This is a genomic window from Paenibacillus sp. JNU01 (assembly GCF_059130585.1).
Map to the genome: position 1 here is coordinate 5147603 of NZ_CP169723.1, position 14206 is coordinate 5161808.

Consider the following 14206-nt stretch of genomic DNA (forward strand, 5'->3'; position numbering starts at 1 on the left):
TCAGGTAGGAGGTGAGAAACATGCCACTCGTGACCCCATTTCAGAACAGTTTGAGATTTGCTGCAACCATTGGTGACGGAACCGGGACTGGAGCAACATTTGCGATTGCTGCGACAGCTTTTACAAATGATGCGGGTGTAGCTGCAACGGCATTCCCAGGCACGTTCAACTATTACAATCTTTATATTAATGGCCTTATGCAAACAGCAGATACATCCTCGGCTACGACAACTACACTTACAATCCCTGGTGGAGATGCATTAAATGCAGGGACTCCAATTGTTGTACAATTTGTAGTGTCTTAATGAAGATGTAATCATGCTGTATCGTTATCTTGTGCGACTTCTATCTGAGGGTAGAAGTCGTTCTTTTTGTACAAGACTCTCGTCGACATAACAGTATTCATTCATGCATTAATGTGCAAAAATGGTTACCCAAGGATGTTGCCCAACTACCGGATAACCTCTGAGGAAATGATCCTTCCGTTTGATTCCAATCCTCACTCTCACTTGTTAAAATTTAGGTACATAAACTATGGTCAGGTTGGCGGTGAAGATAGGATGCAACGTATTCAGGTACATCCCGATGTGTTGGACGAGAAAGCTCGATTGGTCCAGCAGAAGAAACAAGAACTGGAGCGAATGGTCTGGGAACTGGAGAAATCGATCTATATGTTGCAATCCGATTGGTCGGGTGTGACCGGAGAGCGTTTCTTCTGGGATTTTATGCAGGCAAAAGAAGTGTTCCCGACTACACTCGGTCTGTTGGACAAGATCCAGAATGAGTTTACGTTTATCGCAAAGAACTTCAGAACAACGGACGGCTCAGGCGAGGTGGCGTTGTACATCCCAGAAGAGCTGAAGCGCAATTTCGCTGTAGGACTGCTTGATAAATCAGTAGGAGAAACAATAACGGGAATGGGGCAGACAGCAGAAGCTTTCTTCCATAACCCGTTCAGTACATTAGGCAGTGTGGCATATGCCATGACCGTGGGCAAAGTTGTAGACGTTGGGCGGGGCATTAAATTTGCATGGGATACGGCCTGGGGTACAGGAACGGCGAGGTCTGATATAGAGCAATTTGTAGAAGACCAGAAGAAGCAGATTGATGAGAGTGGAGCAGGATATTACGGTGGAGCGATGACAGGTCAGGCTCTGGCGTATGTATTGTTTGGGAAAGCCTTTCGTTCGATGGATGACAAGCATACCGATCTGGGTGGATCTGGTGGAGGTAAGAAGGAGTCTGGAAAGGATAAAGAAGAAACTGGAAAATATAGTAAACCTTTTGTGGATAAAGAGCAATGGCTCGGGAGTCTACAACACACAGAAAACTTTAAGCTGGGAACTAAAGAGAACGGATTAAGCCATATTTTTGGTGGAGAAATACTCAAAAATGGGAATGCCAATGGTTTTCATTATGAAGGGATGCCAAATAGCAACGGTAAAATTATCGGGAAGATTGATACACCTAATGAGTTTGGTGTCTATCAAGCAAATGTTGAAATTAATGGAGTACCAAAAGGACCTAAATCAACATTTTTTCCAAAGGAATGGACACCACAACAGGTGATTGATTCAGTAAATGAAGCTTATAATAATAAAGTAAATATAAAAAACAATAAATATATAGGGAAAACAAGCTCAGGAATGGAAGTAGAGCTTATTTTAAGAAATGATAAGATTATCTCAGCATACCCAATATACTGAATTGGAGCTAAATTCGTGATGATAAAATATAATTATAAACTGAAATATATGGATGAATTTAATATGGTTGTATTGGATTTTGACGAGGAAAAAACACTAGAGTTCGCTAGTATGATAAGTGATCCCTTAGGATCTGATATACCTTGGAGATATGAAGATTTGAAGAAAGATATTGAGAATTATCTTGATTTGTTAAGGGGGGAAATACCCGAATATAGACATGGCGGAAATGCATCCAGCGTCATATCACATAAAGACTATACAATAATTGAAGATCCATTTTACGATGAGGAAGAAGATGAAGTTGAACCGATCTGTAAGTTAGAGACGGTTGAATTTGTGAAAATTATATTACTATGGGCTTATGAAACTTACAAATTTAAAAGCAAAAGGGGAGTGATTGCTCTAGGGGAGGCAGAAATGGTTATGAAATGGGTTGAACAGAAGATGTTAGAAGTTGAAAATATAGAAACTGAGTCTATGCAATAGTTGATTTAAGCTCATTTCAAAATTTCAAACTGTATCTGATGACTTTGATGATAATGAGGATTTATTATTTAAATTCCTTTTTGCTTTTCTGAATGAATTCCCCGATACAAGAGTATGGATTGAGGAAGATTGGTTTTACAATTTGGAAGATATGAAAAAGATAAAGGCATTCTACAATAATAATTGGTGTTATGTAGATCCAAACAACATTTGAGTGAAACACATAATTAAGATTCAGGCACTTCTACCAAACCAAACGTAGAGGTGCTTTTTCCTATGAAATCAACTAATGAAATCTTCCACCAATTGGTCGATAATATAGAAGAAACAACTTGCAGCTCATCATATACATAGAGAACGATCCACAACCATCCTACACCCACACGAGGTACATTCATGAAACAAGGCATATATGAACAGCTTATCAACACGATCACCAGACAGGAGATTTCGGCACTGGACCCGGATGTGTATAACATTGGAACCGAGAAGCTGGATGCAGAGGAAGCACGTAAACTGCTGTCTACGTATTTGGCGGCAGTGACCCGGCGAGCGCTCAAGATTGTGAGGGAACAGACGGAAGATAAGACGGCAGTGTTGGCCCAGATCCGAACGTGTAATGAGATTATTGCTACGCTGAAAGGCACACTCGGGGAAGAAGAGTACAACGAATTGCAACTGGATGAGCAGGGGGAGGTGTTGACCCATGTGTATTCCAAGCTGAACAGCATCCGTGCGGTCCGGGATACCCGAATCGTTCGTCCAGATACGCCGATCTCCCAAAGCTCTTTATTCACAGGTGCTAAGTCCGAACCGAGTATGTTATTGGAGTTGCAAAAGGAGATCGTGACCGCCGATCGGATCGATTGGCTGGTGTCGTTTATCAAATTCAGCGGGCTTCGTCTACTTCTGGAACAGCTTCAACAATTCACAGCGGGCGGTGGGAAGCTGCGGATCATCACGACCACCTATATGGAAGCGACCGACCTTAAGGCTATTACCGAACTTAGCAAATTACCTAACACAGAGATTCAGATTTCGTATGATACCAAAGTGACCCGGCTGCACGCTAAAACGTACATTTTTCACCGCGATACTGGATTCACTACAGCCTATGTCGGCTCCTCTAACTTGTCCAACCCGGCGCTAACCAGTGGTATGGAGTGGAACCTCAAGGTGACGGAGAAGGACTCACTCGATGTGCTGCGCAAGATTGAAGCGACCTTCGAGAGTTATTGGAATGACCGTGAATTTACGCGGTATGTGGCTGAGGATGAAGGCCATGAGGCACAGCTGAAGGCGGCTCTGAATCGTAATAAAGATCAATCTAACCACTTTTACCTAGACATTCAGCCTTACGATTATCAAAAAGAAGTGCTGGAACAGCTGCACGCTGAGCGTACGCTGTATGGACGAATCCGCAACCTAATCGTCGCCGCCACAGGCGTTGGCAAAACGGTCATTTCAGCCTTCGATTACAAACGATTCCAGGCAAGCCATGCAGGAGCCAAGCTTCTTTTTGTCGCCCATCGGGAAGAAATCTTGAAGCAAAGCCGGGACACGTTCCGGTATATCCTGAAGGATATGAACTTTGGTGAGCTGCATGTGGGAAATCACCGAGCAGAGGCGCTGGGCCACCTGTTTGTTAGCATTCAGAGCCTTAACTCGATGAAGTTGACGGAGATCACCAGCCCAGACCATTACGATTACATCATTGTGGATGAATTCCACCATGCCGCTGCACCTTCATACCAGAAGCTGTTGTCCCATTACGAACCGCAAATTCTACTCGGACTCACTGCTACGCCTGAACGGATGGATGGCAAAGACATTATCGCCTACTTCGATCATACGATTGCCGCCGAGATCCGTCTAACCGATGCCATTGACCGGAAACTACTGAGTCCTTTCCAGTATTTTGGCGTCACCGATACTGTCGATCTATCCCAGGTAAAGTGGTCGCGCAAAGGCTACGATCTGAACGAACTGGAGAAGCTCTATACTCATAACAAAATTCGTGCCAACCAGATCATCCAAAGTCTGAACAAATACGTAACCGATCTGGACGATGTGAAGGGGCTTGGGTTCTGTGTTGGGGTGGATCATGCGATGTATATGGCAAAAATATTTAACGAAGTCGGCATTCCATCCATAGCCCTGCATGGCGGGTCGAGCGAACAGGAACGTCATTCTGCGAAAGGACAGCTGGTGAACGGGGAACTGCGCATGATCTTTGTCGTGGATCTGTACAATGAGGGCGTGGATATCCCTGAGGTGAACACCATTCTGTTCCTGCGTCCTACCGAAAGTCTGACCGTATTCCTGCAACAGTTGGGACGTGGACTACGGATGGCGGATGGCAAAGAGTGCCTGACCGTGCTCGACTTCATCGGACAAGCGCATCAGGAATACAGGTTCCAGGATAAATTCCGCGCCCTGATCGGCGCTACCAAACATTCCATCTCGTACTACGTCGAGAATGGCTTTTGGAACTTACCACGCGGCACGTTCATTCAATTGGAAAAACAAGCGAAGGAATACGTCATGCGCAACCTCAAGCAGATGAGTCGTAATCGCAGAGCGTTGATCCAGAAGCTGCAAACGTTCAGCAAGACACCGGACTGCCGCTGACACTGGCTCATTTTGTGAAACATCACGGGATGACACTAGTTGAATTGTATGGTGGACGTACGGGGAAAAGGTATTTCCGTGGCATGTTGGCCGAAGGTGGATTAACAGTACCCATTGAAGATGAACATGAGGAGTACATCCGCAGACTACCGTCTGTGCTGACGATCAACTCCCGAAGCTGGCTGACGTTCCTGATTGACTACATTGAAAAAGGGAAAGAACCGACCAACGCTGATGAACAGCGCATGCTCATCATGTTCTATTACACGTTCCATCGGGCTGCGCCTGAGAAACTAGGATTGAGTAGCATCGAAGAGGGTGTACAGCGTGTGCTGTCTTGTGAAGCATTCCGAGCAGAGCTTGTGGATATTTTCAAATATAATCTGGCTCATCTGCGATTTGTGGATAAAAGCAATTCGTTCCCGTACACTTGTCCACTGGATATCCACTGTATGTACTCCATGGACCAAGTGCTTACCGCCTTCGGTTATTGGAATGCCGAGCAATCACCCGCCTTCCGTGAAGGCGTGAAGTATTTTGCCGATGAACAGACCGATATCTTCTTCATTACATTGAACAAATCGGACAAAGATTTCTCACCATCCACATTGTATGAGGATTATGCGATTAACGAGCGTTTATTCCACTGGCAGACTCAGAGCAGGGTGTCGGAGCATACGGCTACCGCGCAGCGGTATATTCATCATCGAGAGACGGGCAACCGGATTGTGCTGTTCGTAAGGGAGTATAAGGAGGAGCATGGCTATACGTCTCCATTTGTTTTCTTGGGCGAAGCGGATTATGTGAGTCATGAGGGGAACAAACCGATGAGCTTTGTTTGGCGGTTACGGGAAGAGATGCCTGCGAAGATGGTAGCGGTGGCGAATAAGTGTATTGTTTAACGGATATTAGATTAGAAGTTAAAAGTTAGAATGGAGTTGTTATAGAAAGTGTGGAGTCAAATCGCTGAATGGTCTTTACTTTCAAGGTTAAGTGGTCTAAGTAGTATAATTATTTTTATCGGTGCTTTATATACATTTTTACGAAAAAATCAATTCATAACGACACTAACATCTACCAAGATAGAACAGTTATTTTTTTCGAAAGAAAAGAAAATGATTCTCAAGACTATATATTTTTTGTCCCAGTTAATCCTAGGATTTGTTTTAAGTGTAATCTTAACAACTGTATATTATTTTATTGAAGTAAGTGAATATTTCATCCAATATGTTTCTATTATAGGTGCTTTCTCTTATCTACTAATCTTGTATATCTCTCTTAGGGAAAACAGCTATTTCGATAAAAATCTTTCTAGAGTACAGAATATTATATTGTGGAAATTCATGTTGTTAGTTCAAACTTTATGTATGTTTTCACTATTTCCAATTTCAGTTGCTCAATCAATATTATCAGGAAAGGTAAGCTTTTCACCTACTCCAAGCGATGAATTCATATTAACGATAGTTGCTGTTACCATAGTATTAGGTCTATCTACTTTAGTTTTTATGATTATTATAAAATTCAGTAACAAGAAAATTAATGAGAAATTTAGTGAATATGATTATGACTGTTTTTATATCACAGATAAGCATGATACAAGCTTAAAGTGGTTTGTTTATCATCTTATTGATAAAGAAAACTTTCTGTTAGGTAATTCAAAGATTAAAGAAGAAGCAGCCATTTATAGAGTTGAAGAGCGAAAAAATGTTTTAACAGAGGAAATTCATATATTGAGAGTAAAGAAAAATTCTAATGAATAACGTATAGGCGGTGCATCATGATTATCTACAGCAGTAACGCATTAGCTTTCCGAGAATCAGTTGACAACAACCAAATTACAGTTCAGATTGAAGAAGCATTTATTAAAGGTATGGGAAAAAGACCTAATCAAGGGGAAGTACGAGCTTGGAACAACTCTATGCAGTTTATGGAGAAAATTATCCGTAATTCGAAGGTAGCAGATGACTGCGGGATATTAATTGAGTACAACATTCCTTCTACAAGTAAACGAATAGATTTTATCATTGCAGGTCAGGATGAACAAAAGAATGATAACTTTGTGATCGTTGAGTTAAAACAATGGGATGCAGTAGAAGCTATGGATCGCGAGGATGTCGTAAGGGCCTTTATTGGAGGTAGAACAAGAGAGACACCGCATCCTTCATATCAAGCATGGTCATACAAACAGTATTTGAGTGATATGAATGAGGCCGTATATTCCAAAGATATTAACGGATACTCATGTGCATATCTACATAACTACAGGACAGTACACCCGGACCCCCTTCAATATAATCAATATCAGGATATCATCCGTTAAGCTCCTTTGTTTCTAGCCGATGATGCTTCTAAACTTCAAAATTTTCTAAAAAGGCATGTAGGTGAAGGAAATGGAGTTAATTTACTTTATTTAATTGAGAATGGTAAGATTCGTCCTTCTAAGAGACTAATTGATCATATTGATGGATTATTTCAAGGGAACTCTGATTTTGTTTTACTTGATGAGCAGAAGGTCGCGTATGAGGCCATTATGAGCCTTGCCAAACAAACAGATGTAAAACGAACCATCATTGTGCAAGGTGGGCCTGGAACTGGTAAATCAGTGATATCTATGAATGCACTTGGTGGATTACTTAGAAACAAGTTAAATGTTAAATTCATTGCCCCGAATGCTTCATTTCGGACGGTTATGGTAGAGACCTTGACTCAGCGACAAGCTAGAAACAAGACTAGGACAAAGATGTTATTTACGGGATCAAGTCAGTTTTACAAAGAGCCAGCTGATATGTACGACGTACTTGTTGTGGATGAGGCACATCGCTTAAAAGGTAAAGGAGCATATCAATATCTTGGGGAGAATCAGATCGAGGATATCATAAAAGCATCTAAAGTGAATGTGTTTTTCATAGATGATTTTCAACGTATTCGTCCTGAAGATATAGGATCTATAGACGAGATTAAACGTTTAGCTGCCCTATATAATTCGGAAGTGCATGAATATTCACTAGCAGCACAGTTCCGTTGTTCTGGAGCAGAAGGATTTTTGAATTGGGTTGATGATGCTTTACAGATTCGTCCCACCGCTAATTTTGATGGTTGGGATCAAGTTTCTTTTGAATTCAAATTAGTAGACACGCCTAACGAAGTATACGATCTAATCAAAGGTAAAAACGATCAGGGGTATAAGGCGAGGATGTTGGCAGGTTTTGCTTGGAATTGGACAGCTGATAAAGAAGGTAATCGCAATGGGGAAATTCCGGATGTAACTATTGAAGAACATCGTTTTGCTATGCCTTGGAATGCACGTTCTATATCAAGCACCTGGGCCATTCATGAGAGTGGTATAGATCAGATCGGGTGCGTTCATACGTCTCAAGGTCTTGAGTTTGATTATGTAGGCGTTATTATAGGGAATGATCTTAAATTCGATTCGGAGAAAATGGAACTTTATTCAGATTATGATGAGTACAAAGATAGAATGGGAAAACGAGGGCTTAAATTTAAGAATGAGGAACTAACAAAACTTATCAAAAATATTTATAAAATCTTGATGTCTCGAGGGATGAAAGGCTGTTATGTTTATTGTAGGGATCAAGAATTGATGAATTATTTATGCAGCAGAGCAAATTCAAGATGATGTGCACCAGGGACTATGCAAAGTAGAGAGAAACCCGATCCTTCCATAAATAGAAGGATCGGGTTTTCCGTTTTCACATCAATATTCCTTTAATAACATTTTTGGCTACACGAATATTATCAGGAGAAGAATCTCTTAGCAGTTGTACAATTTCTTTGATTTGTTTCTCATCTTCAGTTACTTCAAACTCTTCTTCTATATAAGCAAATAATTGAATCAAATTAACATCCAGTGACTCAGCGATCTTTGCTAAGTTCACCAAAGAAACATTCTTTTCTCCACGTTCGATCTGTCCTATGTATGAAAAATGAAATCCGCCTTTTTCTCCGAGGGATTCCTGTGAATACCCTCTTTCTTTCCGTAGTGCGCGAATTCTGGCTCCGACCAGCTTCAAAACTTCTCTGTCCTCGTTCATGGTATTCACCTCTCTATGTTCAAAAGTGTAGACAAGTTTCCTCAAGGTAAACACCAAACGAAGAATACAAATAATTTATTTGATTACTATAAGTATCATTTTATTGTATAATACTGGTATTAACTCTTTGGAGGGATGACAATGGCAAGAAATTGGTCCATAATCGAAGCACATTGTAATCACCAAGTAGATTTTACTCCACGTTCGCAAGACCATGATATCTCCACACAACCTAGATCCAAACATACTCCTGCTTACCACATGCTACATACTACAATATCGGACTATCACCAACATGCTATATATCACCTCAAACTTGCAGCAATCATGCGTAATCACAATCAGTTTAAAGCCTGCCTGATTCTATGTGATTGGGCTCTAACCTCCATGATTAAGGCGCTTTATGTCCATGAGTATCATTCAGTTCATCCACCCAAGGAACTCACCATGAACGTAATCTTACCTTTGGTGCATACGGACAGTGAACCCGGATTGGATATCGCTTTGTTCATCGGTACGATACAACATATTTCTTCCCTAGCAGATTACCCGTATGACCAACCCATACAACTAAACAACATCGAAAAGCTTCTTCAACGAACAGAAGAGATATTGGACGAGTTAGCCACTCGATTGAAGGATGATTCATCAGAGTAAGATGTTTTTTTATTGATCATTTGGGTTATATGTTTGATTTATCTATGTTACGCTTATAAGATGACATCATCCAAATAAAGGATATATGATGCAGAGAATACAAAGGGTGCTCTTTGCTTTGCGTCTGGAAAGTAGGTGTACATCTTGAAAAGAGTAATTGCTATCGCGTTTTTCATATTATCTATATTGGAATTGGTCACATTAATCCTAATCGGTAAAAGCTTGATGACTGGGTATATGGAACCGAGTACGTTTAAAGGGATAATTTCATTTCCACTAGGCGCTACGTATCTCTCGATCTGGATGTTCTTTTCACGGCAAGAGTTTACCGGAGGACGAGTCGCGGCACAGATCAGTTTTACAGCGGCATTGTTGACGGCGTGCCCGTTGGTGTGTTTGTTGATCGTTTTCTATTAAATCAACCGATCCCTCCCCATAGCAAATGGTATAATGGCAAAAAGGGAGATTCTGGCGCGAGGCTTGAAGGCTCTCACAGCAGAAAGGATGTTATACCACATGCCTACATACAACAAATTGGTACGGGACAAGATTCCGCATATTATCACATCCAGTGGTAAGGAATGTCGCACAAGCATTCTGGACCCGGAGGAGTATAAGCAAGAACTAAGAACAAAGCTGCAAGAAGAATCGGAAGAATACATGAGTGCAGGAAGTGATCAGGAAGCGTTGGAAGAACTAGCCGACATGCTCGAAGTGATCCGGGCGCTGGCAGAGGTGCATGGAGCGAATGCGGCGCAGTTGGATAAGCTAAGGGCGGACAAGGCTGAGGCACGTGGTGGATTCCAGGAGAGAGTGTATCTGATCGATGTCGACGAAGCTTAACGTTAAACTCATTACAGATAACCTGGCAGACGAACTCATTTCCCGGATGCAGCATGCGTCCGGGATTTATATTATGACGTCCTTTATCATGCAGTCTGGTGTGAAGCTGCTTGCGCCGCATTTAAAGCGGGCGGCAGAGCGTGGGGCAGAAGTACGAATGCTCGCGGGAGACTATCTGTATATTACGCAGCCGGAAGGACTTCGGGCGCTCTGTGAGGTCGATCCACGAATTGAAGCACGGCTGTGGCGAAGTATGGGGACTTCTTTTCACCCGAAAGCGTATTTGTTTGATCATGACAACGGCGAAGGACTACTGATCGTTGGCTCGTCGAACTTTTCGTTCACGGCGCTGAAGACGGGATATGAGTGGAATCTTGCGATGAATGCGGAGGCGGAGCCATATACGTTCCAGATGGCTTTGGATAAGTTCATGCAGAGCTTCTACCACGAGACAACCTTGCCGGTGAACCCGGATTCAATTGAACTGTATGAGGAAGAGTATCGCAAATATCACCAGAAGAACCCGGAGATGATCCAGCGCATCATGGAGATGGAAGAAGCGGAATTTGGCACAGGTCTGCCAGAGGACAAAGAGGAAGAAACCGCCGAGCTGTCACTGGTGCCGATTCAACCGCGCTTTGCTCAGTTGGATGCCCTCGAAGCACTTCATGGCACGATGGAGGAGCAGTACGACAAGGCGATGGTCGTTATGGCGACCGGGCTTGGCAAAACGTATCTGGCGGGTTTCTTCGCCGAGCGGTTCCAGCGGGTGTTGTTTGTGGCGCATCGGGAAGAGATTCTGTTTCAGGCGAAGAGGTCTTTTCAACGGATCATGCCGGAGCGCAGTCATGGGATATATAACGGTCAGTATAAGGATGGGGCGGCGGATTGTGTGTATGCTTCGATCTTTACGCTGAGTATGCAGAAGCACCGGGATGGTTTTGCGATGGATGCATTTGATCTGATCGTGGTGGACGAATTCCATCATGCGGCTGCGAAGACGTATATGTCGGTGATTGAGCATTTTCAGCCGAAGTTCCTGCTGGGCATTACGGCGACCCCGGATCGACTGGATGGCAAGGATGTGTATGCACTCTGTGATGGGAATGTGGCGTACCAGATGCATTTTATTGAAGCGATCCGGCGAGGTTGGCTGGCGCCATTTCAATATTATGGAGTATTCGACGATACAGATTATTCGCAGATTCGCTGGATCGGGACAAAGTATGATGAAGAACAGCTCATGGCCGTTCAGTTGCAAGAGGAGTACGTAGAGACAATCTATGCAGCCTGGGCCCGGCACAAACAGACGAGAACGATTGGCTTTTGCTCGTCGATCCGGCAGGCAGACTTTGTAGCTGCGTATTTCCGAAGTCAGGGCGTGAAGCTACTTAGTCTGCATTCGCGTACATCGGAGATGTCGCGGGAGGAAGCCATTCGACAGCTTGATACGGGTGAGCTGGAGGTTGTTCTAACGGTGGATCTGTTCAACGAAGGGACGGATATTCCACGTGTGGATACGCTATTGTTCGTGCGTCCAACCGAGTCGCTCACGGTGTTCACCCAACAGGTGGGGCGAGGTCTGCGGCTAGCGGAGGGAAAATCGCATTGTGTCATTATCGACCTGATCGGAAACTACCGGAATGCGGATGTGAAGCTGAGCCTTCTGGATGTGCGCGGAGATGAGGAACGAAGCGGAAAAGCGATGGATTCGGCAGTGCCTGAGGTTCCGGCTAACTGTGGGATTCATCTGGAGACCCGGGTGGTTAACCTGCTTCAGGAGCTGAGCCGCAAACGGCTACCGCGCCGCGAGAAGCTGCATCAGGATTTTCTGGATGTGAAGCGAGAACTGGGGCGTATTCCGACGTATCTGGAGTTGCACCTGATGGGGCGTTCGAAGAGTATCGGGTATCGGAGCGAATTCGGTTCCTATGTTGGATTTCTGTATTGGGCGGAGTTGCTGTCCCCGACCGAGGGAGAAATGTACGTCCGGCATGAGGCGTGGCTGCGCGATGTAGAGAAGACGATCATGAACAAAAGCTACAAGATGATCGTGCTACTGTACATGCTGGAGCGAGGCGAAGCGCATTGGATGGACCCGATCACGCCGGGGGAGATGGCTGGATTTTTCCATACGTATCTGACGGAGAAGGAATACCGGAAACGGAAAGACTTTTCAGACAAGGACAAGCTGGCGCTCCGGGAATGGAACGAGAGGACGGCAACACGGATTGAGAAACTGATTATTGATATGCCAATGTCGATGTGGAGCGGGGCAAAGGGCAGCATGACACGATTCGAGGATGGCCTGTTCTCACTGAATGTGCAGGTGCAGGATGCGGAGGAACGGGCGTTGCTGTATCGCTGGACGAAGGAGATTTGTCTGTATCGGTTGCATGTGTATTTTGAGCGGGGGAACCCTAGTTAAACGAAAAACCAGACTACACACCGTTTTATGGTATGTAGTCTGGTTTCTATTTTCCATTTCTTGTTTTCCATAACGTATAGATACACAGGGCAACAAGTAAAAACGCAGGGATAATAACGGGTTGAACTGAATTACCTATCGGCATGGAGCTAGCAAGTGAAACCACATAACTAATTACTGCAATCCCAATGAATAATGCTGCATTGAAGATGAGAAAATGTTTTAAAGGTTTTTTCTGAAATTGATACATTACAAAAATGAATGCAATCACGAATAGAATGAGGAACGCAGATTCTGAGATGGTTGTCCATCTTCCGGTTTGGCTTATGGAATTAACATCATCTTGGGTTAAGATACCTTCAGATAGCCATTGTTGAGAGTGACTTAATCGGGTATTCTCTAAAAATAGATAGATACTGTAAATTACAAGCATTAGGACAGCGTATATAAGTAAAAAGAGAGTTGGTAGCTTTTCACTTTTTGTTTTCATGTATGATCACCTCTTTACTTAATAAACTGACATTTCTATCTAAGGCTGTAATACGGAAGGATATGCGTTCATAGTATCCGTATGAGTTCCGAAATCGAGATTGACTCCTAATGGAAGATCTCCTATAGATAATCCGAGTACAGCTCTCATTTTATATCTTGCATTGAAGGTAGCCGTAGATCCAGAAGAAGAATTATAGGTATAGATGTCTTCTAGCGCCGGGGAGAACATAGCTCCGAAGTTTGCTGTGGTAAGGCTGATTTTAGGTCCACTAACTGCTGTTACTTTAAATGTACTTGTATTATAAGAGAAATTACCTGAAAGAGTAACGACCCACTCTTTTGTGAATTTGTCTCTTGTATCTTTGGCAATGTGATAGAATCTCTCCGAGACATTCTCTCCCCTGATGTTACTTAGAGCATTAACTTCTAAGCCTGATTCTTTTAAGTTGTCTATTGGAGAATGTTCTCTATATGATAAAAACCAGTTGTTTTCTATAATTATATTTTGTATTGTCCGATAATCTGCTGCTTCATGATGTTCTTTAGTAACTTCAATAAAACGATCTGTAACAACTGAACCTTCAAGATCCTTAACTGTAAAATCTTCGGTATTCTCAAATGCAGTATCTATAAAATTGGTAAATAGACTACTGATTTCAGAGTTCTCATTGCTTTCCACACTCGCATTAGCAGAAGCTGAACTTATAGTAGTACACGACAATACTAAGGTCAATGTTATCACTAAACTTAAAAATTTCTTCAATTAATGATCTCTCCCTAATATACCTTGAGTTGGTTTATTTGTGTTGGCCAACATTAATAACCCTAACATATATAATTTCCAAATGGTACCTATTATGTGGGATTTATATACATTAATACAAATGGACCAGGAAAAAAGGAGGACT

Annotated in this window: 13 protein-coding genes and 1 pseudogene; 11 read left to right on the forward strand and 3 right to left on the reverse strand. The window is 42.9% G+C overall.

Annotated elements, in window-relative coordinates:
* The first annotated feature begins 20 nt into the window (after positions 1–20).
* From NLBNIHML_RS22355 to NLBNIHML_RS22385, 7 genes and pseudogenes are all read left to right on the forward strand, one after another.
* The gene (locus NLBNIHML_RS22355) at positions 21–305 is read left to right on the forward strand and encodes a DUF4183 domain-containing protein (RefSeq protein ID WP_339239900.1); all 285 of its coding nucleotides are present in this window, start codon (positions 21–23) and stop codon (positions 303–305) included.
* 255 nt (positions 306–560) lie between these two features.
* Positions 561–1706 carry a WXG100 family type VII secretion target gene (locus NLBNIHML_RS22360; protein WP_494352796.1) on the forward strand — a complete coding sequence of 382 codons (1146 nt, stop codon included), beginning with the start codon at positions 561–563 and terminating at the stop codon, positions 1704–1706.
* Between the two features lie 18 nt (positions 1707–1724).
* On the forward strand, positions 1725–2195 hold the full coding sequence (locus tag NLBNIHML_RS22365; protein WP_494354742.1) for a hypothetical protein: 471 nt from the start codon (positions 1725–1727) through the stop codon (positions 2193–2195).
* 396 nt (positions 2196–2591) lie between these two features.
* Positions 2592–5728: pseudogene (locus NLBNIHML_RS22370) on the forward strand (DUF3427 domain-containing protein).
* Positions 5729–5776: 48 nt separating this feature from the next.
* A complete protein-coding gene (locus tag NLBNIHML_RS22375; protein ID WP_494352797.1) occupies positions 5777–6586 on the forward strand; it encodes a hypothetical protein in 810 nt (269 codons plus the stop codon).
* Between the two features lie 17 nt (positions 6587–6603).
* On the forward strand, positions 6604–7146 hold the full coding sequence (locus NLBNIHML_RS22380) for a hypothetical protein (RefSeq protein ID WP_494352798.1): 543 nt from the start codon (positions 6604–6606) through the stop codon (positions 7144–7146).
* A gap of 6 nt (positions 7147–7152) precedes the next feature.
* Positions 7153–8463, forward strand: a complete 1311-nt coding sequence (locus tag NLBNIHML_RS22385) for a DUF2075 domain-containing protein (protein ID WP_494352799.1) — start codon at positions 7153–7155, stop codon at positions 8461–8463.
* A 73-nt stretch (positions 8464–8536) separates the two neighbouring features.
* Here NLBNIHML_RS22385 and NLBNIHML_RS22390 read toward each other — a convergent pair whose 3' ends face one another.
* Entirely contained in the window at positions 8537–8878 is a 342-nt protein-coding gene (locus tag NLBNIHML_RS22390; protein ID WP_036606225.1) for a helix-turn-helix domain-containing protein, read from the reverse strand.
* 141 nt (positions 8879–9019) lie between these two features.
* On the opposite strand from NLBNIHML_RS22390, the gene NLBNIHML_RS22395 reads away from it, so the two are divergent.
* From NLBNIHML_RS22395 to NLBNIHML_RS22410, 4 genes are all read left to right on the forward strand, one after another.
* On the forward strand, positions 9020–9535 hold the full coding sequence (locus NLBNIHML_RS22395; RefSeq protein ID WP_494352800.1) for a hypothetical protein: 516 nt from the start codon (positions 9020–9022) through the stop codon (positions 9533–9535).
* Between the two features lie 144 nt (positions 9536–9679).
* Positions 9680–9952, forward strand: coding sequence for a hypothetical protein (locus tag NLBNIHML_RS22400; RefSeq protein ID WP_342571970.1), 273 nt, complete (start codon positions 9680–9682; stop codon positions 9950–9952).
* A 99-nt stretch (positions 9953–10051) separates the two neighbouring features.
* Positions 10052–10378, forward strand: a complete 327-nt coding sequence (locus NLBNIHML_RS22405; RefSeq protein WP_342571971.1) for a nucleoside triphosphate pyrophosphohydrolase — start codon at positions 10052–10054, stop codon at positions 10376–10378.
* The gene (locus NLBNIHML_RS22410) at positions 10362–12806 is read left to right on the forward strand and encodes a DEAD/DEAH box helicase family protein (protein WP_494352801.1); all 2445 of its coding nucleotides are present in this window, start codon (positions 10362–10364) and stop codon (positions 12804–12806) included. Before NLBNIHML_RS22405 ends, NLBNIHML_RS22410 begins: the two co-directional genes overlap by 17 nt.
* A gap of 46 nt (positions 12807–12852) precedes the next feature.
* Here the strand turns inward: NLBNIHML_RS22410 and NLBNIHML_RS22415 are convergent, their stop codons facing one another.
* Both NLBNIHML_RS22415 and NLBNIHML_RS22420 read right to left on the reverse strand, forming a co-directional pair.
* A complete protein-coding gene (locus NLBNIHML_RS22415) occupies positions 12853–13296 on the reverse strand; it encodes a hypothetical protein (protein WP_494352802.1) in 444 nt (147 codons plus the stop codon).
* Positions 13297–13335: 39 nt separating this feature from the next.
* Positions 13336–14061, reverse strand: a complete 726-nt coding sequence (locus NLBNIHML_RS22420; protein ID WP_124117275.1) for a hypothetical protein — start codon at positions 14059–14061, stop codon at positions 13336–13338.
* Positions 14062–14206 lie beyond the last annotated feature (145 nt).